Here is a 23,912-nt window from a genome sequence, read left to right as displayed (position 1 = left end):
CTGATTTGACGAGAGCCGCCGATGCCGGCAGTCGGCCCATTTTCCTCCTGGGTCAGACAGCGGTCCAGCCGCCATCGACCCTTAGCGCCGAGCCGGTGACCAGACCGGAGGCGTCGCTGGCCAGGTAGATCACCGCGCCGACGACGTCATCGAGCTGGCCGAGCCGGCCGAGCGGGATTTTCGCCAGCGTCGTCTCGCGAAACACCGGATCGGCGAAAAAGGGTTTTGTCATCGGCGTCTCGATGAAAGTCGGGCAGACCGTGTTCACCCGGATGCCGTGTGGCGCCAGATCGAGCGCCATGGCCTTGGTGAAGCCTTCCATCGCATGCTTGGTCGCGCAGTAGACCGTGCGCTTCTGTCCCCCGACATGGCCCATCTGCGACGACATGTTGATGATGGAGCCAGGCTTGCCGGCTGCGACAAGGCCCCTTGCCACGGCCTGGGCGACGAAGAAGGCCGACCTTACGTTGAGGTCGGTCACGGCGTCGTAGTCTTCCGGCGTCACGTCGAGGAAGTTTGCCGGACGGTTGGATCCGGCATTGTTGACGAGAACGTCGAACGGCCCGGCTGTCGCGATCGCATCCGTCGCGGCAAGCACGTCGAGGACGTCCAGGCGCAGCGCTTTGGCGCGATAGCCGCCGGCCCGCAGCCGGGCGGCCTCGCCTTCAATATCATCGGCCGTCCGTGCCGCGAGCGTAACGTCCGCGCCGGCCTGCGCCAGCGCTTCGGCAACGGCCAGCCCGATCCCGCGCCCGGCGCCGCTGACCAAGGCCGTCTTGCCGTCGAGCCGAAAACGGTCGCTCATTCTGCGATCCCGGCGTAAGGAATGTTACGGCCGCCATAGCGGCGCACGCGGATATTGGCCTGCTCGCCATGGCCGGCAAAGCCTTCCAGCGCGCAGAGGCGCGAGCAGTACTCGCCGATGAGCGCCGAGGCGCTGTCGCTCTCGATCCGCTGGTAGGTGCAGGTCTTGAGGAACTTGCCGACCCAGAGACCGCCGGTGTAGCGGCCGGCCTTCTTCGTCGGCAGCGTGTGATTGGTGCCGATCACTTTGTCGCCATAGGCGACGTTGGTGCGTGGCCCGAGGAACAACGCGCCGTAGTTGGTCATATTGTCCAGGAAGTAGCTCGGATCCCTGGTCATGACCTGCACATGCTCGGACGCGATACGGTCGGCCTCGGCGACCAACTCCTCGTAGCTGTCGCAGACGATCACCTCGCCAAAGCCTTCCCACGCCTTGCGGGCGATCTCGGCGGTCGGGAGGATCTCCAGCAGGCGCTCGATCTCCCGGATGGTCTCGCGGGCGAGCTTTTCCGAGTTGGTGAGCAGTATGGCGGGCGAGTCCGGGCCGTGTTCGGCCTGGCCGAGAAGGTCTGTCGCGCAGAGTTCGCTGTCGACGGTGTCGTCGGCGATGACAAGGGTCTCCGTCGGGCCGGCAAACAGGTCGATGCCGACCCGGCCGAACAGCTGGCGCTTGGCTTCCGCGACGAAGGCATTGCCCGGACCGACGAGCATGTCAACCGGTGCGATCGTCGCCGTGCCGACCGCCATCGCCGCGACCGCCTGGACGCCGCCAAGGCAGTAGATCTCGTCGGCGCCGGCCAGGTGCTGCGCGGCGACGATCGCCGGAGCGGGTTCGCCCTTGAAGGGCGGTGCGGCGGTGATGATGCGCGGCACGCCCGCCACCTTGGCGGTGATCACCGACATATGGGCCGATGCGAGAAGCGGATACTTGCCACCTGGAACGTAGCAGCCGACCGAGTTCACCGGGATGTTCTTGTGCCCGAGGAAGACGCCCGGCAGCGTCTCGACCTCGATGTCCTTCATCGACGCGCGCTGATGTTCCGCGAAATTGCGGATCTGGGCCTGCGCGAAGCGGATGTCGTCGAGGTTGCGCTTTGTGAGTTGCGACAGGCAGGCCTCGATTTCCGTCTCGGTCAGGCGGTAGTCCTCACGATCCCAGCCGTCGAACTTGACGGAGAGCTGGCGGATCGCCTCGTCGCCGCGCGTTTCCACATCCTGGAGAATCGCCTCGACGGTGTCGCGAACGCGGCGATCCTGAACCGCCTTGTCGGAAACCGATCCACGCTTCAACCAAACTGCCATGACAAGTCTCCGATTATGCTGTGCATCCGGATGCATACCGTTGCCAAGGAGCGATTGCAATGGGAACAAGTATACATATATGCAGGATTCGATTGACGAATGTCGCCCGATGCACTCGGATGCACAAACGTTGCACGAGAAAGAAGCCCATGAAGCGCGCTCTCCCCGTCACATCCCGCGATATCGCCCGATTCCTCGGCGTCTCGCAGTCCATGGTGTCGCGCGCGTTCGACCCTGCCGGCAAGGTATCCCCTGCGAACCGGGCACGCATCATGGAGGCGGCCGAGAAGCTCGGCTACCGTCCCAATGCCATCGCCAGAAGCCTGTCGACGCGCCGCAGCGGCATCGTCGCCATCGTCATGGGCGGCATGGAAAACCCGTTCTATTCGGAAGTGCTGGACAAGCTCGCGGCCGCCCTCGATCTCGCGGGTTTCCGTTCGCTGCTGTTCCGGGCCCCTCCAGGCCAGGACGTCGACGGGCAGTTGCCCGCGCTTCGCCAGTACAATGTCGACGCCCTCATCGTCGCCTCGGCATCCATCTCATCGCGCATCGCCGAGGAGTGGCGGCGCGATTCGCGCCGCATCGTGCTCTTCAACCGAACGATTTCCGACGCCGACGTGCCGAGCGTATCCTGTGACAATTTCGGCGGCGCCCGCGATGTGGCGAACATGCTCGCCGATAGAGGTCACAGGCGCGTTGCCTATGTCGCAGGTCCGCGGCAGACTTCGACCAACAGGGAGCGCGAGGCAGGCTTTCTTGCGGGCCTCATGGGGGCCGGCAGTTCGCTCGTCGGACGCGTCGATACGGCGAGCTACTCGTTCGCCGAGGGTTTCAGGGCCGCCGAGGCTGCAATCGCGACAAAGCCCGACGCGATCTTCTTCGCCAACGACATTCTGGCGCTGGGCGGAATGGACTATCTTCGAGGCACGGCTGGCCTCTCGATTCCTCGGGACGTTTCAGTCGTGGGCTTCGACGATATCGCAATGGCCGCTTGGCCTTCCTACCTGCTTACGACTGTACGCCAACCTCTGGATCGGATGGTCGAACTGACAATCGCAAGCCTTGAGCGGGATTCGGCCACGAAAGAAATGAATAACATTCCGATCGAGATTGTATTGAGGAACACCATTTCTTAGACTATCCGGTATAATTGATCCATTGGGCGCCGGAACAAGATCTGTTTTCCTACATATGCTACGCTTGCACGGAGCATGAACATCATGCAGCAAGAAGCCGCGTTGCCGGCAGTCTGGGCGACCGGAAGCCTTCTGGCGTTTGATGCTCGGTGTTCGAAGAGTAGATGCCGGTCAGGTTTTCAGATAGAGGGTATTCCAATACACGATCGCGCTGCCGACAAGACCGAGTCGGAGGCTTACCGAACACCTGACTCTCGAATGAGCGCTCACGGATTTCGCCTCGCTCTTGGAAGAAGACCGCGCGTTTGAGTTTGTGCGCTGCCTCCCTTTTGTTGATACCTGCTTGGCAGCGCCGAGGCTATGCAGACTCGAATACCGCTCGATCCTCCATCAACATGAAGAGAACCCGCAGGCTTTACAATGAGTTAGGGCTGCAGCTCAGGAACAAGGCTCCGAAGCGACGCGTGAAGGCGAAGCTCCGGGAAGACCGAACCGAGGCGACAAGATGCAACCAGACCTGGGCGATGGATTTCGTCCACGATCAACTGGCGACCGGCAGGAAGCTGCGCGTTCTCACCATCGTCGACACCTGGTCGCGCTTCTCGCCGGTGGTCGATCCTCGCTTCAGCTATCGCGGCGAAGATGTCGTCGCCACGCTCGAACGGGTGTGCCGCCAGCACGGCTATCCGAGCACGATCCGCGTCAACCAGGGTTCCGAGTTCATCTCGCGCGACCTCGACCTGTGGGCTTATCAGAAGGATGTCGTTCTCGACTTCTCGTGGCCAGGCAAGGCGACCGACAACTCGTTCATCTTGCGTCGGGGCATTTGATCCACCGGATCAATTGCTGATCCCTCCTCACATTCAACGGCAAGTTCCGGGCGGAGTGCCTGAACACCCACTGGTTCCTGACGCTTGACGACGCCCGTCAGAAAATGGAGCATTGGCGTCGAGACTACAACGAAGTTTGTCCTCACAGCGCCATCGGCAACAAGGTGCCGATATCGCTCATGAACGGCTCCGGCGCATCCCATCCGCCATGAGCCTTGGCCCGGAAAATCCTCCAGCCGGGCGGTCCAAAATTGGGGAGCACGTCAAGACCCGCCGAGGCTCTAATTGCTGCTGGATGAAAACTCGGAGGCAGATCACAGGTCATACACCACTCAATGGGACACGATCTGACCGGTTTGCCTTTGGGCGACGCTTCCGGGCGCTAAATATCGTCGATGACGTGACCAGGAATGACTTGCAGCCATCCAGATTAGCGTCGCAATTTGCGACTCTTGCGCTCGTAACTTAGCCGCTCTGCCAGTCCGAACTCTGGCGTTCCTGGAATCAAGTCGTGCTCGTAGTAAGCGATAAGCAGGTCTCTCTCAGCGTTGGTCTCAAAACTTCCTATTTTCATCTGCTTGAAAATCTCGCTGGCACGTCTGTCCGTCATTTTTGCATAATTCAGCTCTGTGGTGCTTTCTCGTTCATGCCCGAGGTTGTGGGACCATGCTCGCCGCTCTTCCGGAGTTCTGCAAAACATGTCACGTACGGACCTTAGAAAGTGCCTCGCAGAGTGTGGATTGAAGTAGGGTAACCCAGCGGCCGCACATCCGCGGCGGAAGGCTCGCCTTACCGCAGCGTCCGTACTCCAAGGTTCAATTGGCATATGATTGGAATCCCTTAGAAGCATTTTGTGTGTGGTAAGAAGTTGGTCCGATGGAAAAAGCGCGTCATTCCCTACGAAGCCAAGATCAATCATTTCTTTTATCCAGGCGCTGAGAATCTCGGCCAATGGCCCGCCAATCGGAAACCAGGCTGTGATTTGGCTCTTGCCATTTTTGATGCGCATCAGAGTAGGATCTTGAGACACGGTTTGTTTGGGAACGTCGACCAATCCAACGCGCAACGAGGCCGTCGCTTCGCTACGGGTTCCAAACAAAAACGAGGCAACCACTATCGCCCGATCCCGGCGCTGTAAAAGCGTGTGATGAGGCATGGCCAGGACCATGCGGAAAACCTCCTCCATAGTCGGAAACGGCCGAGGTTCCGTCGCCTCCTTGGATTCGAAACGCCGAGGAAGTAGAAAACCCTCTGCGAAAGTCTCGCCAATTTGTTGGTAGCCTTCCTGTTTCCCGAGCCACCCAAAGATACGCGACAGGAACGACATCTGATGGCGGATGGTGGATCGCGAGAAATGTCGAGCGCCAAGAACGTAACCCCTATATGCCGCGGCATCCTCGGGTTTCATTTTCGAGAAGGGCTTACCTCCGTGAAACTTCTCGAAGGCTCGTACTGCTGCGATATGCGCATCAAGCGTCTTGGCGTCATAGCGTCCCCCATAGCTCTGGTAGGCGTAAATGCAGCGCTCGTTTTCGGGAGTCCATGTCAGGTCAGCCCGGGCTGCTTCCTTCCCAACATCAACCTCAGTTGCGCCGACACATTCGTCTATCGATCCGAGCTTGGTATTGGAATCGATACACGCGTGCACCTTGTCGCAAACTGTCGCGCTGAACAGTTTCTTCACAGGTCGATCGCAGAACGGGCAGTGGCCGCGCACCATCCACCTGCCGCTTATCGTTAATCCGACCGTCAGCGTGTTCACTTCAGGTTCCACCCGAATTTTACATTTGAGACACCTGAACTTGCTGAGGGGACACGGCTCGGGGCTGTCGATCGCTATTTTCTTGAGATAGCGAGTAATTTCAGCGCCACGAAACAGCTTAGGCTTAGCATCATCGATGGGCCGCAGATCGTCAGCTTGAAAGCGGATCAGCGTGCTGTTGGAGATATCCAAACGAAAAAGCAAAAAAGCTTCGCTATATACCAGGTCGCCCTTTAGCCGTATGTTCCGATAGGAGCGGGTCATTTGGCCCCTCCTAGGTGCGCAAAGCCACCCACCTGAAATTCGGATGTTTGCGCCTCAAATTCGAGCAGCTCCGAAAGCCGCCATCGAGTGGTCCCAGCGGAAATCTTATAGGGTAGAGGAAAGTTTGAACTTCTAGCGCACAACCGCCAAACTGTTGCTCGCGACACGTTGAAGGTCCGTGCCACCTGAGCGTCCCGAAGAAATCGTTCTGCGGCTGGGTCTACATCTACCGTCGTTATTGCAGTCGCGATGCTCGCAGAGCGGCGGCATCTTGGCTCAGTCGGGTGTTCAGAATGCGCGACGCCTGATCTCTGGAACTGAGGAATTCGAGCCTCAAATTCCAGCAGCTCCGACAATCGCCATCGTGTGGTGCCCGCAAAAATCTTGCGCGGAACGGGGAAGCAAGGATTGTCTGCACAAAATCGCCAGATTGTAGCTCTTGAAACGCCGTAACGGGTCGCAACCGCTACATCGGTCAGCCATACTTCCAGGTGACATTGATTTTCTGCAGCTGCGTCACCGCCCGCCTTCGCCGCAAACGCTACGGCCTCGCTAGGATCGCTGTCCTTTGGAGCACGAGCTACGGGCTCGCTATCAATTCTAGTGGGATTGCTGTCCTTTGCAGTTGCGTCTGGGCGCGGGCTCTCAATGCGCCGGGGTAAATGGCCGGCATCAAAAAAAAGGTCAAGTTGCAGGTGATTTGGACAGCGAAGCGCAGACACTCTTCCCTCCCGGGTAGAGCGCGTCCTACGCTTTTATGTTTCGCAATAAGTCCAGCTATGAAGCAATGAGACTAAGCACGAACATTGCCGCGATTCGCCAGATGGCGCAACTAAAAAAGGCATATTGCTGAAATTGGATTTTTTGATACAACTCTAAATAGAATGGCATCGCATCGCATCGGTGTAGATTGTCTAAAGAGGCTCATGTCGGGCTGGCGAGCAATGCAGACCCGGAACGCGGCTTTATGGCGACATCACGCCCACTAGGCCGTGTGGACGGATTTGACCAAGATGAAAGCGGCGGTCAAGGCGACGATTGAGAAGAAGTTTCGTTTGGTTTTCTCGCATCGCAGTGCGACCCGCTTGAAGCGTTTGAGTTTGCCGACGGTCTGTTCGATGCGCGCTCGTCCCTTGTAGAGCAGCTTGGGGAAGAAGGCAGGCTGGGCCTTTTCGTTGGCTTTTGCGGGAATGACCGGGATGATGCCGCGTTTGCGCGCGGCTGCCCGATTGGCCTTGCTGGCATAGCCCTTGTCGCCGACGCCAGCGCGTGGATCGGTATCGGGACCGAGACCAAGCAAGACCTTGAAGTGAGGCGCATCGCCCTTCTCGCCGCCGGTGAGGTCGAAGGCGATGGGATGACCGTCGAAGTCTGTTTTCAAATGGATTTTCGTCGAGAAGCCGCCGCGCGAGCGGCCAAGCGCCTGGCCTTGCTGCCCCCTTTTGCGCCGGCCGCCGACACATGCGCGCGAACTACGGTTGAGTCGAACATCTGAACCAGGTGCGCCGAAGACGACAGCGCCGCAAGATGATCGAAGAAGGTTTCGAACACGCCCGCCTTGCTCAGCCGGTCGAAGCGTTTCCAGACGCTGTTCCAGTTGCCGAAGCGCTCGGGCAGCGCCCGCCATTTGATGTTGTGTTCCGAGAAATAGTGCATGGCTTCCAGGAACAGCCGATCGTCCCGACCCTTGGCGCCACGTCGCGGCAGCGCCGCCCGGAACACCTCCAACGCAACGGCCCAATCCGCTTCAGCCATCCGTGTCGACATCGCCAACCTCCAAATCAGTCGGCGGTCCATGAATCACATTGAATTCGTTCCCGGAATCCTCAAACCTATACTTGAGTCAATTCGTCCACACGGCCTAGAACAACTGCCTGACACTTTCCAGCGACGTTATACGACACTGAGATCACTCTCAGCGGGTTCTCGGGCCTCAGGTACGCATAGCTTGAGGCCATTTCGTACCTATGCCGTACCTATTGAAAAATAGCACAAACCACTCAAAGCTCAGAAAAGCTGCTAAGTATTTGGAATATTTGGTGGGCCCGGAGGGACTCGAACCCCCAACCAAGCGGTTATGAGCCGCCGGCTCTAACCATTGAGCTACAGGCCCCACCCGGCGCTGGATTAGTCGGTTACGGGCCGGCGCACAAGTCTTTCCGCGCAGGCGGCTCTTCATCGCATTCAGGGGCGTCCCGCCGGGCGAGGGTTTGTCGCAATCAACACACAATCGCTACATACGAACGCGGGTGTCGACGGAAAACAAAACGAGGGTCGACGTGACAACGATAACGGAGAATCCTTCCATGATGCCCCGCCTCCTGCCGCTGGCGTTAGCCGCCTGCCTTCTCGCGCCGGTCCCGGCTGCGTTCGCCCAGCAGGCACAGCCGCCGCGAATCGTCGTGATCGGCGAAGGCGAGAGTGCAATGGCGCCGGATCTCGCCATCCTGTCGCTCTCGGTGATGCGCGAGGCCAGGACCGCCCGGGAGGCGATGGACGCCAGCAACGCGGCCATGACCGCGGTGATCGCGTCAATCAAGGCCGCGGGCGTCGCCGACCGCGACCTGCAGACCGGCGGCCTGCAGATCAACCCGCGCTACAACTTCGTGAACAAACCGGACGGCACCCAGGACGGCGAACTCGTAGCCTATCAGGTGAGCAACACGCTTTCGATCCGCGTGCGCGATCTCGCCAAGACCGGCGAGATCATCGACAAGGCGGTCGAACTCGGCGTCAACCAGGGCGGCGGCGTTTCCTTCGCCAATGACGATCCCTCCAAAGCGCTGACCGAGGCACGCAAGAGCGCCGTCAAGGACGCGATGGGCAAGGCGCACACGCTGGCCGAGGCGGCCGGCGTCAGCCTTGGCAGGGTCCTGGAAATCACCGACCAGACATTTACCGCGCCGCCGATGCCGATCACGGCGAAAGCGTTCGACCGGGCGGGAGCCGCCGAGGCGGTGCCGATCGAGGCCGGCGAAAACTCCTACAGGGCGCAGGTCACGATGACATTCGAGCTGAGATAGCCAGCCGGAAGGATTGGCGAAGGCCCGGGAGGTCGCCCTCCCGGGCCTTTGCTGTTCAGGCGAATGCTTGTGCCGTCAGCGGATGACCGGGCAGCCCGGAACCCGCGCAAAGGTCAGCACGACGCGGTCGCCATAGCGGCGCCCCGCGACATCGATGGTGCGGCGGTCTACGTCGACGACGCGCGCCCGATGCAGTCCCATGCGCCCCGCTTTGTCGAGCGCCCGGCCCGGCGAGCAGTCGCGCCCGCGATACCAGCCGCCCCGATTCCAGCCCTCGCGATCCCAGCGATCCCATTCCCAGCGGCGGTGGTCGCGGCGATCCCGGTCCCACCGCTGTTCCACGCGGCGGGGACCATCGTCGCCGGCATAGACGCCGACCCGTGTGTCGGCCCTGTCCCCGAAATTGAGATAAAGGCCGTCGGCTTGGGCGGTGGCGGCCATGCCCGTCAGCGCGGTCAGGCCGACCACGGCCGACAGGATGGCGGTTCTGATCGTCTTCAACATTGCCTTCTCCTTGCGATGGTCTTCGGTCCGTTTCGCCGAAGCGATGGACGCGAAAATCGCATGCCGATCCTGAACGGCCGCGGAACCGGCCGTTCAGGCGGCGTTCAGCCGGCGGGCGTATGCCTATCGCCCGAAAGCGAGATTGAAGATGTCGATTGATTGGGAAAGGGAACAGGCCGGCGCGGGACTAGGGCTCCGCCCCGACGACATGGTCGAAAAAGTCGTCGTCTTCGGACAGGTCGCTGTCGAAGGCAGTAATGCGGCCGCGAATCGATATGCCCGCGTCGTGCACGGTCTCGCGGCTGCCGCTGACCAGATGGTGCCACCAATAGAGGTCGTGGCCTTCTGCGACCAGCCTGTAAGCGCAGGTCGAGGGCAGCCAATCAATGGATCGCACGGTGGAGGGCGTCAGCCGCACGCAATCGGGAACGATCGCCTTGCGATTGTCGTAGTCCTTGCAGCGGCAGCTTTCCGAATCGAGCAGGCGACAGGCGACCGTCGTCCAATAGATCTCGCCGCTATCCTCGTCCTCGAGCTTGGACAGGCAACACTTTCCGCAGCCGTCGCACAGCGACTCCCACTGCGCCGGCGACATCGCCTCGAGCGAAAGGCGCTTCCAGAAGGGTGTTTCCATGCGGCGGCATTTGGTCCTTGGAAGCCGCGCCGTCAAGCGGTTCCAAAGCGACGCAGACTCATGACAATCGGCAATCACGAGGCCGTGACCCGGCTTTCGACACGATTCCCTGCCAGGGTGCTTCGGAACGATGATCATCCGAAAGCGTTTCCGTGGCGGGGACCATTGGAGATTTTTATATGAAATTCTGTCCCACCATGCTCGCAGGCACCGCTTTGGCCCTGTGCCTTGCCGGCACGGCCACTGCCATCGGAGCGTCGCCGCTTTCCATGCCTGACCTGGCCAGGCATGAGGCGCCGCGCGGCAATCTGATGCTGGCGCAGGCCGACGAGGGCGCGTCGCAAGCCGAACCGGATGCGGAACAGCCGCGCAAGAAGAAGCGTTCGGCCGAGGAAAAAGCCAAAGCCAAGGAACAGGTCCAGCGGAAAGCGCAGGCGGCCGACAAACCGGCTCAGGCCGAGGAGCAGCCGCGCAAGAAACGACGTGCGGAGCAGCCCACTGCAGATCAACCGGTCCAGGCCGAAGAACAGCCACGCAAAAAACGCCGCGCCGAGGCGTCCGAAGCCGGCCGACCGACCCAAGCCGAGGAACAACCGCGCAAGAAGCGCCGGGCCGAGCAGGAGAAGGCCGCGCGCGCCGAGGCGTCCGAAGCCGACCAGCCGGCCCAGGCCGAGGAGCAGCCGCGCAAGAAACGCCGCGCCGAGCAGGAAAAGCCCACACGCGCCGAGGCGTCCGAAGCCGACCGGCCTGACCAGGCCGAGGAGCAGCCCCGCAAGAAGCGCCGCGCCGAGCAGGAAAAGCCGGCCCGCGCGGGGGCGCCGGAAGCCGACCAACCGGCCCAGGCGGAGGAACAGCCCCGCAAGAAACGCCGCGCCGAGCAGGAGAAGCCAGCCCGCGCCGACGCGCCAGCGGTCGACCAGCCGGCCCAGGCCGAAGATCAGCCACGCAAGAAACGCGACGTTCAGAAGGAGCAGCCGGCCGAAGCCGAATCTCCGTCCGTGGAAGAGCCGAAGCAGGCCGACCAGACGCCGGGCCGGAAGCCGCGCAGCGACCAGCAGCCCGCGGAGGCCACCGCACCGGACGCGCCCGCTGGGGCCGAGAGCGAACAGCAACGCAAGAAGCGCCGCGCGGAACAGCAGCAGCCAGGCACCGCTGAAACGCCGAACGCAGACGAGCCGGCACAGGCCGGCGAGGAGCAGCCAAGGAAGCGTGCCGATCGCCGGCAACCGGACGATGCCGAACAGCCTGCCCGTACCGAAGACGGCCAAGCTGCTCCGGCCGATGCGTCCAACGCCCAGGATCGCGCCGAGGAGCGGAAGCGGCGTGAGAACCGCCGGCCGCGAGACGGCAGCAAGGCGCCGGTCCTCGACAGCGCCAAGGAAGAACCGGCGGACGCCGAACGTCCGCGGCGAACCGAGGCCGCGGCCCCGCCGCCGGCGGACGACCGGTCGGCACAGGTGGAACGCATCGATCGCAGGAAGCTCGAAAGGGCCGACAGCGAGAAAGGGCAGCGGATCGACCGGGAAAAGGCGCGCGAACGTCGCCGCGAACGGCCGGAAGGCTCGGGTGTGGTGCGGGAAATCGGCGACCGGGTGGTCATCCAGCTCGGTGACCAGATCATGGTCGAGGACAGGGACCGCGGACGCCGCATCCGCCGCGAGGCCCGCGACGTCTACTACGAGGAATTGCCGCGCGGCCGGCAGCGCGAGATCGTCGAGCGCCGCGACGGCACCCGAATCGTCACCATCCGCGACCAGTACGGCGACGTCATCCGCCGCTCACGCTTCGAACCGGACGGCAACGAGATCATCCTGGCCTATGTCGACGAGGACGCCTTCTATCGTGACGACTATGACGGCCGCTGGCGCGATCCAGGCCTGGATCTCCCGCCGCTGGTACTGGGTATACCGGCGGAGGAATATATCCTCGACGCCGAACGTGCACCTGATACTGAAACCTACTACGAGTTCCTCGACCAGCCGCCGGTGGAGAAGGTTCAGCGCTATTATTCGGTCGACGAGGTGAAGCGCTCGGCCCGCATCCGCGACACGGTCCGGCGGGTTGACCTCGACACCATCACCTTCGGGTTTGGCTCGGCCGACATCGCGGAGAACGAGGTGGAAAAACTCGCCAACGTCGCCGAAGCGATGGAAAAGCTGCTGAAGCAGAACCCGGCGGAGACCTTCCTCATCGAAGGCCATACCGACGCCGTCGGCTCGGAAGTGGCCAACCTGGCGCTGTCGGACCGGCGCGCCGAGGCCGTGGCGCAGGCATTCACCGACATGTTCGAGATTCCGCCGGAGAACCTGGAAACGCAGGGATATGGCGAGGAATATCTGAAGGTGAACACCGACGGGCCGGAGCGCGAGAACCGGCGTGTCTCCATCCGCCGGATCACTCCGCTGGTGGCGCCGGTGGCATCGGCCGAATAACGCAAAGTCCCCTGCCCCGTCTTCTCCTCCAGCGGGACCGGGGCAACGCCCGGCCGGCTCCTGCCGGCCGGGCCGTTTTTTGGCGCGGCATTCCGGACCCTTGCAAACGCCCCCGTTGTCGCTGAAAACGGGCCTGATCCATCCACCGGACCGACCGCATGAAACGCCTCGAACTTGCCATCGAATCGATCATCCTCGCCTCGCGCTGGCTGCTCGTGGTCTTCTATCTCGGCCTGGGCCTTGCCCTGGCCGTCTATGCCGTGTCCTTCGCCAAGAAGCTGTTCGAGTTCATCACGCAGGTGATGGTGCTGAACGACACGGATACTATTTTGAAGATGCTCGGCCTGATCGACGCGGCGCTGGTGGCGAGCCTGGTGGTCATGGTCATCATCTCCGGTTACGAGAATTTCGTCAGCCGCTTCGACGAGCACGAGGGCGAGGTGCAGTGGCTGGGCACGATCGACGTCGGCTCGCTGAAGGTGAAGGTCGCCTCCACGATCGTCGCCATCTCGTCGATCCACCTGCTGCAGGTGTTTTTGAACAGCGCCACTTATACGAGCATCCAGCTTATGTGGCTGACGCTGATGCACATGGCCTTCGTGGCCTCGGCGCTGCTGCTCGCCTATATCGACCGGCTGGCCAAGAACAAGGGCGACAAACCCAAGGGCCCCGACCTCTGACGCAGCGGCGTAAGGCGGCATCTCAGCGGAATGTCCGCGCCACCTTCGTCGGCACCCGCGCAAACACCTCGTCGGGCACGAAGAAATCGCCGGCCAGCTTTCCGCCCGCGCCCGGAGCGTATTTCTCGAAATCGGTCACGCCCGCGGCGCGCATCACCTCCTCGTCGATGAAAAAATTGCCGGTCGTCTCGCGCGACGGCCGGTTGAAGATCGCATGGGCGGCATCCGCCATGATCTCCGGCGAGCGGCTGATGGCGGCGACCTGCTCGCCGCCGAGCAGGTTGCGCACCGCCGCTGTGTCGATCGCCGTCAGCGGCCACAGCGAATTGACGGCGATGCCGGCCGACGCGAACTCGGCTGACATGCCCAGCGTGCACATCGACATGCCGAATTTTGCCATCGTGTAGGCGACATGGCCCTTGAACCATTTTTCTTTCATGTCGAGCGGCGGCGCCAGATTCAAGATGTGAGGGTTCTTTGCCAACTTCATGTGCGGAATACACATTTTCGAGACGAGGAAGGTTCCGCGCGTGTTGATCTGATGCATCAGGTCGAACCGCTTCATGTCGGTCTCCAGCGTGCCGGTGAGCTGGATGGCGCTGGCATTGTTGACGCAGATGTCGATGCCGCCGAATTTTTGCACCGTCTTCGCCACCGCCTCGGCGACCTGGCTTTCGTCGCGTATGTCGCAGAGCGCGGCGAGCGCGCTCCCCCCGGCCGCCTCGATCTCGGCGGCGGCGGTATGGATCGTGCCCGGCAGCTTCGGATGCGGCGTGTCGGTCTTGGCGGCGATGGTGACGTTGGCGCCGTCGCGCGCGGCGCGCAAGGCGATGGCGAGACCGATGCCGCGCGACCCGCCGGAAATGAACAGCGTCTTGCCCTTCAGCGACATTTTTCAGCACCTCCCCATTGACCTGCCCCCGTTGTGACGGCGAATGCGGGCGGCGGCAAGGGGCGCCGGGGGTTGCCTTGCGAAAGCCGGCCGGGCCACAATGGGCTGCAACCTTTCGGAGAATCTTTTTCGATGCGCCTCGCCTTCGCCGCCCTCGCCGCCTGCCTTCTCTTCCCCGCCGCAGCCTCCGCCCAGGACTGCGCCAACGCGGCCGATCAGGCGAAGCTGAACGAATGCGCCGCGAAAGCCCTTCATGAGGCCGACACCCAGCTCAACGCCGATTTCAAGGAAATCGAGACGCGGCTGGCCGACGATGCCGACGCCAAGAAACTGTTCGTCGAGGCGCAACGCGCCTGGATCGCCTTCCGCGACGCCGAATGCGGTTTCCAGTCGTCCGGCGTGGCCGGAGGCACTGCCTATCCGATGATAAACGCGAACTGCCAGGCCGGGCTGACCAACCAGCGGCTGATGGATTTCAAGAATTACCTCGCCTGCGAGGAAGGCGACATGAGCTGTCCGGTGCCGGCGGCCGAGTAGGCAAGCGCCCGGGGACAGTTTACTTTTATCCCCTCGGGCCAACCTGTCCCGAGTCGAGCCTTTCGGGGGATAAAAGTAAACTGTCCCCTGCATCCAGCCGTCCTCGTCGCCACGCTGCGGAAAGCCGCCCTGGCCGTTGAACTCTTTGTTTGCCCATTATCCGCTGTCCGACCTAGTTTCGCCGTCGGGCGTCATGGGTTCGGGAAGACGGGCGGCCGCAAGCTCGCTCATCTAACTATTTATCTGCGACCTTCCGGCCGCCCATCCGGTGATCTCCGCCGCTTCATTCCCCACAGCATGGGATCTTGTACACATCCCGGCGCGATGCCGGTGATATCCCGTTCATGCCGGCTCCCGGCCATACCAGAGCCTTGTACCCGCTACCAGGGCGGGACTTCCGGAACTCCGAAGCAGCGCCGGCCCTCGCGGCCACGTTAGCCGCTACCCTCCGGACACCGATCCCTCCCCGCAAATCACCGTCATGACCGGCGTTCCCGCGGGAGAAACTGCGCTAAGTATGAAGCAGGTTTTGGGGGTGGGGGATGAGACCGCCGGCAAAAACGAACCCAGCACTGTCGCAGTTCGTAGCCGTCAAGCGTCAACCGCCGGGAAATACGCGCTTTTCGATTTTCGGAAAATCGCAGGCACAAAAAAATCTTCGCCAAACCATCCCCCTCCCGAGCCTCCCGACGACATCGCGCGACAGCAAACATCGCCGTTTCGGGCGGGTGGCGAACGCGCTATCGTGGCTTCATGCCACTCGCCTTTTTCGTCCTTGCCGCCACATTGGCGCTACCGGCCCTGTCGCCGGACGATCCGGCTGTGCTCGTCTGCGAGATGATGGTGAAGGCCAGCCTGCGCACGCCCCGGAGTTTTGCGCGCACGGCGGAGCCGGTCGTGGACAAAGCCACGGTGACGCTAGCCTTCACGGCATTCGATGCGCATGGCCGGAACGAGCTTCAGACGCGGACCTGCCGTTTCCGTCTGGCCGGCGACGGGTTTTTTCATCTGGAGCCGTTCCGCCGCGCCTATCTGGAAGCGCGTCTCGATGCCGCCAAGGCAAAACTCCGGCAGGCGGCCCCCGGCAACGACCTGATGCTCGCCCGCTCGCAGATCCTCGACATCGGCCGCGAAATGTACGTGAACAACGACCGCATGCTCAAGGCCGAGCGGCAGGCGGCCAAGGCCGGTCTTTATCCGATCGCGCCGGGTTTGACGAAGCTCGCGCAGTGATGGGCTGGTTGTCACATCATCCTCCACGCCTCACCTTTGGTGAGACGCGGAGGCATCACCCCCTCTCCGTCTCGCTTCGCTCGCCACCTCTCCCCCTGCCCGGGGGAGAGGATACGCAGCGTCCAAGATGGGCGCTGACCTTGCGGCCGGCTATCCTCTCCCCCGGGCAGGGGGAGAGGTGGCGAGCGAAGCGAGACGGAGAGGGGGTGATGCCGAGCCGAACCGGCGAAGCCGGATCGGAGAGGATGGTTTCCATATACGATTGCCCAGCTCCGCGGGAGCATGCGCAGCATCAACAAGGAAATTCCTGATGAAAAAACAAATCGTCGAAGTGCCGGTGCTGTCGCCGCTGATGCGCGAGCTGGGCATTCCCTGTTCGTCGGTGACCAAGGCCAACGGTTTTGTCTTCGTCGCCGCCACCCCGCCGATCGACATGGTGAGCGGAAAGATCGTGCGCGGCGACATCGAGACCCAGACCGAGGCCTCGCTGAACGCCGTAAAACTCTGCCTGGAGGCGGCGGGCACGAATTTCGACAATGTGGTGATGGTACGCATCTACGCCGCCAATGCCGGCTTCTACAACGCCATCAACCGGGTCTACATCAGGCATTTTCCCGACAATTTTCCGTCGCGGAGCTTTGTGCCGGTGTCGGGGTGGTTTATGGAGTTTGATATTGAGATTGAGGTGCAGGCGGTGGGGTAGAGAAGGCTTAGCGCGAAATCACCATGCACTTCGTCACTGGCGGACATCATATTGATTATTGCCCATTGTTAGGTCAAATAGGGTCCGTTGAATGCTGGAAGATTGCGGGCAGATGGCCGACGAACAAATCTCTGTAAAGTCAGTTTTATCACGCCTGAAGATTGGGCGATCAGTCGCCGAATTTGATGACGACTTAGAAGAATACTTTGTTGAAACGGATACATTTCAATCGATAGTGGAGGGCGGTCATGACATTGTTGCTGGTGACAAAGGCACTGGCAAGACCGCAATTTACAGGATGATTTCAAAAAACTATAGATCGTATTCGATTCTCGACGACACAGAACTTCTTGCCGCCTTTAACCCTCAAGGAAACCCGATTTTTCAACGCCTAGGACAGATTCCTGAGCAATCAGAAGGGCAATATCGAACCCTATGGAAGGCATACTTTTTTTCCCTAGCTGGCAACTGGGTGCTGGACATATTTGGAGAAGACTATAACGAAGAGGTAAAAAGCCTGGCAGGTATTCTGGAAAAGACTGGATTGCGAAACCTCGACCCAAATCCGTCTTTGGTTTTTGAGACAATTGTTGGAATATTTACAAAGTTAAAGAATTTTTCTGCCGCAGAGGTAACTGGATCAGTAACAGAATATGGGTTGCCAATAATTACAAGTCGAGCGGAATTTAACAGTGAAAACAAAGATATATCTGTAGTATACTCGGATGTATTCCTTAAATCCCTGAACGACGCACTGCGCGCCTGTGATATCAAATTGTGGATACTTTTGGATCGCCTAGACGAAGCGTTTCAAGGATATCAATCCGTCGAAATTCCCGCCCTCCGCGCACTGTTCAGAACTTATCTTGATATGACGGAGCTTGATTTTGTTCGATTGAAGCTTTTTGTGAGAAAGGACTTATTTCGGAAAATTACGCAAGGCGGATTTGTTAATCTGACCCACATCAATGCCAAGAAGGTTGAAATTGTATGGGAAGAGGAAGATCTGCTAAATATGCTTTGTCGGAGAATCAGAAAAAACGACAGCTTTCTTACGGCAATTGCTGCAAGCGAAGAAGCAAGCGACAAAGAAATATTCTACAGTCTTTTCCCGGAACAGGTTGATAGTGGAACAAGGAAACCAGACACTCTCACTTGGATCATGGCCAGAATACGTGATGGGAACAGTATAAGGCCACCTCGAAACCTAATTGATTTAATGCTAAATGCCATGCAAGCTCAATTTCGCCGAGAGGAGCGCGACGGGCGAGTATTTAGCCGCGAGGACCCTCTGATAGAATCAGACTCTCTTCGTAAGGCACAAAAGCAGTTAAGTGCAGATCGGGTACAAGACACCTTGTTTGCTGAAGCGGCAGGCGATTTGGTTCCCTACCTGGAGCTATTTCGCGACCAGAAGGCAGAGCACAATAAACAAACTATCGCTGCATTATTTGGGCAGAGCGAGAATGAGGCCATGCCGACCATTCGCCGACTGATCGAACTCGGCTTTTTGGAAGAAATTGGAGCGAGTTATAAAATTCCTATGCTTTACCGTGAAGGACTAAATATAACACAAGGAAAGGCTTTTTAGGTCACTTGCGCCGTAGTCTAGACACACTCCCTACTCCCACACCACCTCACTTGCAAACTCCGGATCGGCCTTGGCCTCTCCAGCCTGGGCGCAGGCCGCACTCACGTCGTCGGCCATGGCTGCGAGCTCGCCGCCGACCAGGATGCCGTAGATCACCAGAAGGTGCTGGTCGTGGTAGCTTTTCTGCGCGTCGGTCATTTTCGCGGCGTCGACCGGCGCTAGTTTTTCGAACGCTTTTCCGACCTTCGCGCCGTCGAGCGTGAAGCCGTCGCAGGCGGCGGCGATGGCCGCCTGGTAGGCGACGAGCTGCAGCGTGGTGGTCTGCTCGGGCGTCAGCGCGCCTTCCAGAAGGTCGACCGCGTGCGCGCGCACGAAGATGGAATCGGGCTCGTCGTCGGCGAGCGCGGGCTGGGCGGCGATGAGCGCGGCGGTTAGGCCGAGAGCGAGCGAAAGTCTCATGTTGAAAAATCCCTTCCCGGCCGGATCAGAATATGCGGTTGGTCCATTTCGCCGAGAAATAGCCGGCATTGTCGTAACAGGCGAACTGGCGGGGATAGCAGATGATGCCCTTCGCCGGGCTGAACGGCGCCGAGGGTCGGTAGGCAGGCGGCGGCGGGATGTACTGGTCCTGGTAATAATGGTCGTGCGAGGCGGCCGAGGCCGCGATGCCGCCGATCGCCAGCCCGGTGATGAGGGCGGCCGTGTCGCCGGAGTTCCAGTGCCGGGCCAGCGTCGGCGTCGCCACGGTCGCGGCGAGCGCGCCCGCCAAGGCCAGTTTCATCAACGTCCCGCGCATCGGCGCCCCCTGCATGGTGTGAAGATTTTTTTCAGACTATGCCGAGGCCGGGCCGGGTGGCAAGACGCAACGTAAGGCTGTGCACACGGGCGATGCGGAGGCGCTTGCGCGGGCGGGGCGGATGGGCTTTGGTCGCCGCGCAACAGGAGGCCGGAAAAATGCTGCCGAAACTGCCGCTGAATGGATCGTGCCGCTGCGGCCGGGTCGAAATCCGCGTCACGAAGGCGCCGATCGCCACTGCCGCCTGCCATTGCCGGGGCTGCCAGAAGATGGCGTCGTCAGCCTATTCGCTGACCGCCATGATCCCCGCCGACGGCTTCGGGGTGGCGAAGGGCGAGCCGGTGATCGGCGGCATGCACGGGCCGGACCTCGATCACTATTTCTGCGGTTTTTGCATGACGTGGATGTTCACGCGGCCGAAAGGCATGGATTTCGTCAATGTGCGCCCGACCATGCTGGACGACACATCCTGGTTCCGGCCCTATCTGGAGACCTATGCCAGCACGAAACTGCCCTTCGCCGAGACCGGCGCGGTGCGCAGCTTTGCGGAGTTTCCGGCGATGGAGGATTTTTCGGGGCTGCTGGAGGGGTATGCGGCCTGGGCGGCGGAGGATTGAGCTGGGCCGCTGACAAGGTTAGCCGATTTTCGAAGATCAGGCTGCCTGCGGGAGTTGCTCCGTAGGCGCGACCGCCGCCACGACCGCGTCGCTCGACCAGTCGAGGAATTCGCGATTGCTACGCAATTCATCCAGCGTGCGCGGCGCGGGCCGCTCGCCCTGCCAGTCCTCGAAGGCGAACCCCAAGGCGATTCCTGCCTCGTGCAGCGCCTCGTCGAGCGTATCGGCGACCGCGGTGACGCCCGGCACGTCGGGAAAAGAGACGCCATAACCGCTGTCGGGCTCCTTGTGGATCAGCGCGATGTAGTGGGTCATCTTTCTCAATCCTTGCGCCAGCCGGCCTGCTGATAGATCGAATGCGCCGTGCCCGGCGGTATGTCCTTGCGCGGGTGCGTGACGATCACGACACGACCGCTGGCCGGCTGCCTGAATTTGTGATGCGAGCCGCGCACCGACACCAGTTCAAAACCATCCGACTTCAGTCTGCGGATGATATCGCGGCTGTCCTTCAGCATCAAACCCTGCCGGATTACTCCTCACGCATCAAAAATACGACTGCAGCGGCCGCACTTCCAGATTGCCGGCCTTCAGCGCGGCGATGGCTTCCGCCACGGCGGCCATGCCGGACAGCGTGGTGTAATACGGCACCTTCTGCATCAGCGTGGCGCGGCGTAGCGATTTGGAATCCGACACCGCCTTCTGGCCGTCCGTGGTGTTGAAGACGATCTGCACCTGGCGGTTGCGGATGGCGTCCTCGATGTGCGGGCGGCCTTCCAGCACCTTGTTGATCTTTTCCGCCGCCACGCCGTTTTCGGCGAGGAAGCGCTGTGTCCCGCCGGTCGCGAGCACGCGAAAACCGAGATCGGCCAGCCGCTTCACGGCGGACAGAATGCCCTGCTTGTCCTCGTCGCGCACCGACACGAACACGGTGCCCGAGCGCGGCAGGTCGATGTTCGCCCCAAGCTGGCTTTTTGCGAAGGCCATGGCGAAATCGCGGTCGAGGCCCATCACCTCGCCCGTCGACTTCATCTCAGGCCCGAGCAGGATGTCGACGCCGGGAAAACGCGCGAACGGGAACACGGCTTCCTTGACCGCGATGTGGCCAGGGTTTCGCGCATCGGGCTTTTCGCCGTAGTGGGCGAAGGCGGCGTCAAGGTTCTCGCCAGCCATGATGCGCGCCGCAATCTTGGCGACCGGCTTGCCGATGGTCTTTGCCACGAACGGCACGGTGCGGCTGGCGCGCGGATTGACCTCCAGCACGAAGATGGTGCCGTCCTTGACGGCGTACTGCACGTTCATCAGCCCGCCGACATTGAGCGCTTTTGCGAGTGCGGCGGTCTGGCGCTCGAGCTCGTCGACGAGTTCGGTCGACAGCGAATGCACCGGCAGCGAGCAGGCAGAATCGCCGGAATGGATGCCGGCCTCCTCGATATGCTCCATGATGCCGGAGACATAGGTGTTCTTGCCGTCGCACAGGCAGTCGACGTCGACCTCGATGGCGCCCGACAGGTAGGTGTCGAACAGCAGCGGGTTTTTTCCCAAGAGCGTGTTGATCTGGCCGGTCTTGTCGTTGGGGTATTTCTGCTTGATGTCCTCGGGCACCAGGCCGGGCACGGTGTCGAGCAAATAGCTTTGCAGCATGCCCTCGTCGTGGATGATCTGCATGGCGCGGCCACCGAGCACATAGGACGGGCGCACCACCAGCGGAAAACCGAGCTCGCCGGCCACCGTGCGCGCCTGCTCGACCGAATAGGCGATACCGTTCTTCGGTTGGGTAAGGTCAAGCTTACGCAGCAGCTTCTGGAAGCGGTCGCGGTCTTCGGCAAGGTCGATCATGTCCGGCGAGGTACCGAGGATCGGGATGCCGGCCTTTTCCAGCGCATCGGCGAGTTTCAGCGGCGTCTGGCCGCCGAACTGTACGATGACGCCGACGAGTTCGCCCGACGCCTGCTCGGCGCGCAGGATCTCCAGCACGTCCTCTGCGGTCAGCGGCTCGAAATACAGGCGGTCGGAGGTGTCGTAGTCGGTCGACACCGTCTCCGGGTTGCAGTTGACCATGATCGCCTCGAAGCCCGCGTCGCGCAGCGCGAAGGCCGCATGGCAGCAGCAATAGTCGAACTCGATGCCCTGCCCGATCCGGTTGGGACCCCCGCCGAGGATGACGACCTTTTTCCGCGCGCTGACCTGTGCCTCGGAGCGGGTCTCGCCGGCGAAGGGCACCTCGTAGGTCGAATACATATAGGGCGTCGGCGAGGCGAATTCGGCGGCGCATGTGTCGATGCGCTTGTAGACCGGACGCACGTCGAGCTTTTCGCGCAGCTTTGCGACCTCGACCGCGTCGCGTTTCGCCAGCGAGGCGAGGCGGGCGTCGGAAAAGCCCATGCTCTTCAGCATGCGCAGGTTGTCCGCGTCCTGCGGCAGGCCGTGCTCGCGCACGCGCTCCTCCATCCGGATGATGCCGTCGATCTGCTCCAAGAACCACGGATCGATGCGGCACATCTGGTGGACTTCCTCCAGCGAAGTGCCCGTGCGGATCGCCTGTGCCACCATGCGCAGCCGGTCGGGCGTCGGCGTGCCGAGCGCGGCGCGAATGGCGTTCTTCGCCTCCGAACCGTCGGCGCCGGGGATTTCGATCTCGTCCAGTCCGGTCAGGCCGGTCTCCAGCCCGCGCAGCGCCTTCTGCAGCGATTCCTGGAAGGTGCGGCCGATCGCCATGACCTCGCCGACCGACTTCATTGCGGTGGTTAGCACCGGAGACGCGCCGGGGAACTTTTCGAAGGCGAAGCGTGGGATTTTCGTCACAACATAGTCGATCGACGGTTCGAACGAGGCCGGCGTGGCGCCGCCGGTGATGTCGTTGTCGAGTTCGTCCAGCGTATAGCCGACGGCAAGCTTCGCCGCGATCTTGGCGATCGGGAAGCCGGTCGCTTTCGAGGCAAGTGCGGAAGAACGCGACACGCGCGGGTTCATCTCGATGACGACGAGCCGGCCGTCGGCCGGATTGACTGCGAATTGCACATTGGAGCCGCCGGTTTCCACCCCGATCTCGCGCAGCACCGCGATCGAGGCGTTGCGCATCATCTGGTATTCCTTGTCGGTCAGCGTCAGCGCCGGGGCGACGGTGATCGAATCGCCGGTATGCACGCCCATCGGGTCAATGTTCTCGATCGAGCAGACGATGATGCAATTGTCCGCGCGGTCGCGGACGACCTCCATCTCATATTCCTTCCAGCCGAGCACGCTTTCCTCGATCAGCACCTCGGTGGTCGGCGAGGCGTCGAGACCGGACTGGACGATGTCAAAGAACTCGGCGCGGTTGTAGGCGATGCCGCCGCCGGTGCCACCCATGGTGAAGGACGGGCGGATGATGGCGGGCAGGCCGACATGATCCAGCGCCTGCGCGGCGATCGCCATGGCGTGGCTGATGTAACGCTGCTTGCGGTCGCCCTCGCCAAGGTTCCAGCGGGTTTCGAGCGCATCGAGCGCCGCGTCGAGGTCGGCCGGCTGCTCGGCCTTGAGCGCTGCGCGCTCGGCCTCGTGCGTCTTGCGGTCGGCATCCTTGACGGCCGACGCATTGGCCAGCATCGACTTCGGCGTCTCCAGCCCGATCTTCGCCATCGCCTCGCGGAACAGCGAACGGTCCTCGGCCTTGTCGATGGCATGCGCATCGGCGCCGATCATCTCGACTCCGTAGCGTTCCAGCACGCCCATGCGGCGCAGCGACAGAGCGGTGTTGAGCGCCGTCTGGCCGCCCATGGTGGGCAGCAGCGCGTCCGGCCGTTCCTTGGCGATGATTTTTGCCACCACTTCCGGCGTGATCGGCTCGATATAGGTGGCGTCGGCCAGTTCCGGATCGGTCATGATGGTGGCCGGGTTGGAATTGACCAGGATGACCCTAAAACCCTCGGCCTTCAGCGCCTTGCAGGCCTGAGTACCGGAATAGTCGAATTCGCACGCCTGACCGATGACGATGGGGCCGGCCCCGATGATCAGGATCGACTTGATGTCGGTTCTTTTCGGCATGTTTTCTCGGGTCCGTCGGCTGCGTGCGCGGAAAACCCGGCGGGCGGTCCCGGCCGGGCGGCAGCGCTTACTGATGTCAGGCTAGGCGGGCCTTATAGGGGAGAGTTTTTGCCGATGTAACCCCGAAAATGCGTCATACACCCTGCCTC

Annotated in this window: 21 protein-coding genes, 1 tRNA gene and 3 pseudogenes; 10 read left to right on the top strand and 15 right to left on the bottom strand. The window is 61.5% G+C overall.

Going from position 1 to position 23,912, the window contains the following annotated elements; genetic code table 11:
* Positions 1-52: 52 nt before the first annotated feature.
* Entirely contained in the window at positions 53-805 is a 753-nt protein-coding gene (locus tag ABMA59_RS01660; protein ID WP_349003549.1) for an SDR family NAD(P)-dependent oxidoreductase, read from the bottom strand.
* Positions 802-2,106 (bottom strand): histidinol dehydrogenase, encoded by a 1,305-nt coding sequence (gene hisD / locus ABMA59_RS01655; protein ID WP_349003548.1) that lies wholly within the window; start codon positions 2,104-2,106, stop codon positions 802-804. The genes ABMA59_RS01660 and hisD overlap by 4 nt, the downstream gene beginning before the upstream one ends.
* A 149-nt stretch (positions 2,107-2,255) precedes the next feature.
* Here hisD and ABMA59_RS01650 point away from each other — a divergent pair, with 149 nt between their 5' ends.
* On the top strand, positions 2,256-3,242 hold the full coding sequence (locus ABMA59_RS01650; RefSeq protein ID WP_349003547.1) for a LacI family DNA-binding transcriptional regulator: 987 nt from the start codon (positions 2,256-2,258) through the stop codon (positions 3,240-3,242).
* An 82-nt stretch (positions 3,243-3,324) separates the two neighbouring features.
* Here ABMA59_RS01650 and ABMA59_RS01645 read toward each other — a convergent pair.
* Positions 3,325-3,597 (bottom strand): annotated as a pseudogene (locus ABMA59_RS01645) (Tn3 family transposase); the annotation flags it as partial.
* Positions 3,598-3,634: 37 nt separating this feature from the next.
* Between ABMA59_RS01645 and ABMA59_RS01640 the strand changes: the two are divergent.
* Positions 3,635-4,284, top strand: a pseudogene (locus ABMA59_RS01640) (DDE-type integrase/transposase/recombinase); the annotation flags it as partial.
* 218 nt (positions 4,285-4,502) lie between these two features.
* Here ABMA59_RS01640 and ABMA59_RS01635 read toward each other — a convergent pair.
* The 4 genes and pseudogenes from ABMA59_RS01635 to ABMA59_RS01620 all read right to left on the bottom strand — a co-directional run bounded on the left by ABMA59_RS01635 (position 4,503) and on the right by ABMA59_RS01620 (position 8,211).
* Complete coding sequence (locus tag ABMA59_RS01635) at positions 4,503-6,098, bottom strand: phage integrase N-terminal SAM-like domain-containing protein (RefSeq protein WP_349003546.1); 1,596 nt, start codon at positions 6,096-6,098, stop codon at positions 4,503-4,505.
* Positions 6,099-7,083: 985 nt separating this feature from the next.
* Positions 7,084-7,725: an IS5 family transposase gene (locus ABMA59_RS01630; protein WP_349003545.1), complete on the bottom strand. Its 642-nt coding sequence runs from the start codon at positions 7,723-7,725 to the stop codon at positions 7,084-7,086.
* Positions 7,647-7,853: pseudogene (locus ABMA59_RS01625) on the bottom strand (transposase); the annotation flags it as partial. The gene ABMA59_RS01630 and the pseudogene ABMA59_RS01625, both read right to left, overlap by 79 nt.
* Before the next feature lie 282 nt (positions 7,854-8,135).
* Positions 8,136-8,211, bottom strand: a tRNA-Ile gene (locus tag ABMA59_RS01620).
* 193 nt (positions 8,212-8,404) lie between these two features.
* On the opposite strand from ABMA59_RS01620, the gene ABMA59_RS01615 reads away from it, so the two are divergent.
* A complete protein-coding gene (locus ABMA59_RS01615; RefSeq protein WP_349003544.1) occupies positions 8,405-9,121 on the top strand; it encodes an SIMPL domain-containing protein in 717 nt (238 codons plus the stop codon).
* Between the two features lie 75 nt (positions 9,122-9,196).
* On the opposite strand, the gene ABMA59_RS01610 is transcribed toward ABMA59_RS01615, so the two are convergent.
* Positions 9,197-9,625, bottom strand: coding sequence for a hypothetical protein (locus ABMA59_RS01610; RefSeq protein ID WP_349003543.1), 429 nt, complete (start codon positions 9,623-9,625; stop codon positions 9,197-9,199).
* Between the two features lie 187 nt (positions 9,626-9,812).
* Positions 9,813-10,259 carry a YcgN family cysteine cluster protein gene (locus ABMA59_RS01605; RefSeq protein ID WP_349003542.1) on the bottom strand — a complete coding sequence of 149 codons (447 nt, stop codon included), beginning with the start codon at positions 10,257-10,259 and terminating at the stop codon, positions 9,813-9,815.
* Between the two features lie 179 nt (positions 10,260-10,438).
* On the opposite strand from ABMA59_RS01605, the gene ABMA59_RS01600 reads away from it, so the two are divergent.
* Positions 10,439-12,691, top strand: a complete 2,253-nt coding sequence (locus tag ABMA59_RS01600) for an OmpA family protein (protein ID WP_349003541.1) — start codon at positions 10,439-10,441, stop codon at positions 12,689-12,691.
* A 158-nt stretch (positions 12,692-12,849) separates the two neighbouring features.
* Entirely contained in the window at positions 12,850-13,371 is a 522-nt protein-coding gene (locus ABMA59_RS01595; RefSeq protein ID WP_349003540.1) for a TIGR00645 family protein, read from the top strand.
* A 22-nt stretch (positions 13,372-13,393) separates the two neighbouring features.
* On the opposite strand, the gene ABMA59_RS01590 is transcribed toward ABMA59_RS01595, so the two are convergent.
* Positions 13,394-14,263 carry an SDR family oxidoreductase gene (locus ABMA59_RS01590; protein WP_349003539.1) on the bottom strand — a complete coding sequence of 290 codons (870 nt, stop codon included), beginning with the start codon at positions 14,261-14,263 and terminating at the stop codon, positions 13,394-13,396.
* Positions 14,264-14,395: 132 nt separating this feature from the next.
* Between ABMA59_RS01590 and ABMA59_RS01585 the strand changes: the two genes are divergently transcribed.
* The 4 genes from ABMA59_RS01585 (at position 14,396) to ABMA59_RS01570 (ending at position 18,327) form a co-directional block, all read left to right on the top strand.
* On the top strand, positions 14,396-14,800 hold the full coding sequence (locus ABMA59_RS01585; RefSeq protein WP_349003538.1) for a lysozyme inhibitor LprI family protein: 405 nt from the start codon (positions 14,396-14,398) through the stop codon (positions 14,798-14,800).
* A 753-nt stretch (positions 14,801-15,553) separates the two neighbouring features.
* Positions 15,554-16,033 (top strand): hypothetical protein, encoded by a 480-nt coding sequence (locus ABMA59_RS01580; protein ID WP_349003537.1) that lies wholly within the window; start codon positions 15,554-15,556, stop codon positions 16,031-16,033.
* Positions 16,034-16,343: 310 nt separating this feature from the next.
* Positions 16,344-16,736, top strand: coding sequence for a RidA family protein (locus ABMA59_RS01575; RefSeq protein ID WP_349003536.1), 393 nt, complete (start codon positions 16,344-16,346; stop codon positions 16,734-16,736).
* Positions 16,737-16,848: 112 nt separating this feature from the next.
* Positions 16,849-18,327, top strand: a complete 1,479-nt coding sequence (locus tag ABMA59_RS01570) for a P-loop ATPase, Sll1717 family (RefSeq protein ID WP_349003535.1) — start codon at positions 16,849-16,851, stop codon at positions 18,325-18,327.
* A 30-nt stretch (positions 18,328-18,357) separates the two neighbouring features.
* Here ABMA59_RS01570 and ABMA59_RS01565 read toward each other — a convergent pair whose 3' ends face one another.
* The gene (locus ABMA59_RS01565) at positions 18,358-18,786 is read right to left on the bottom strand and encodes a hypothetical protein (protein WP_349003534.1); all 429 of its coding nucleotides are present in this window, start codon (positions 18,784-18,786) and stop codon (positions 18,358-18,360) included.
* A 25-nt stretch (positions 18,787-18,811) separates the two neighbouring features.
* A complete protein-coding gene (locus ABMA59_RS01560) occupies positions 18,812-19,123 on the bottom strand; it encodes a hypothetical protein (protein WP_349003533.1) in 312 nt (103 codons plus the stop codon).
* Between the two features lie 158 nt (positions 19,124-19,281).
* Between ABMA59_RS01560 and ABMA59_RS01555 the strand changes: the two genes are divergently transcribed.
* Positions 19,282-19,740, top strand: a complete 459-nt coding sequence (locus tag ABMA59_RS01555) for a GFA family protein (RefSeq protein WP_349003532.1) — start codon at positions 19,282-19,284, stop codon at positions 19,738-19,740.
* A gap of 36 nt (positions 19,741-19,776) precedes the next feature.
* Here ABMA59_RS01555 and ABMA59_RS01550 read toward each other — a convergent pair whose 3' ends face one another.
* Genes ABMA59_RS01550 through carB form a run of 3 tightly spaced genes read right to left on the bottom strand, consistent with a single transcriptional unit; the run spans position 19,777 to position 23,763 of the window.
* A complete protein-coding gene (locus ABMA59_RS01550) occupies positions 19,777-20,055 on the bottom strand; it encodes a type II toxin-antitoxin system HicB family antitoxin (protein WP_349003531.1) in 279 nt (92 codons plus the stop codon).
* Between the two features lie 5 nt (positions 20,056-20,060).
* Entirely contained in the window at positions 20,061-20,255 is a 195-nt protein-coding gene (locus tag ABMA59_RS01545) for a type II toxin-antitoxin system HicA family toxin (RefSeq protein WP_349003530.1), read from the bottom strand.
* Between the two features lie 28 nt (positions 20,256-20,283).
* Positions 20,284-23,763 (bottom strand): carbamoyl-phosphate synthase large subunit, encoded by a 3,480-nt coding sequence (gene carB / locus ABMA59_RS01540; protein WP_349003529.1) that lies wholly within the window; start codon positions 23,761-23,763, stop codon positions 20,284-20,286.
* Positions 23,764-23,912 lie beyond the last annotated feature (149 nt).

The organism is Mesorhizobium yinganensis, from assembly GCF_040081985.1.
GTDB lineage: Bacteria > Pseudomonadota > Alphaproteobacteria > Rhizobiales > Rhizobiaceae > Kumtagia > Kumtagia yinganensis.
The sequence above is the reverse complement of the archived record's forward strand: the minus strand, read 5'-3'. Positions and strand labels throughout refer to the sequence as shown.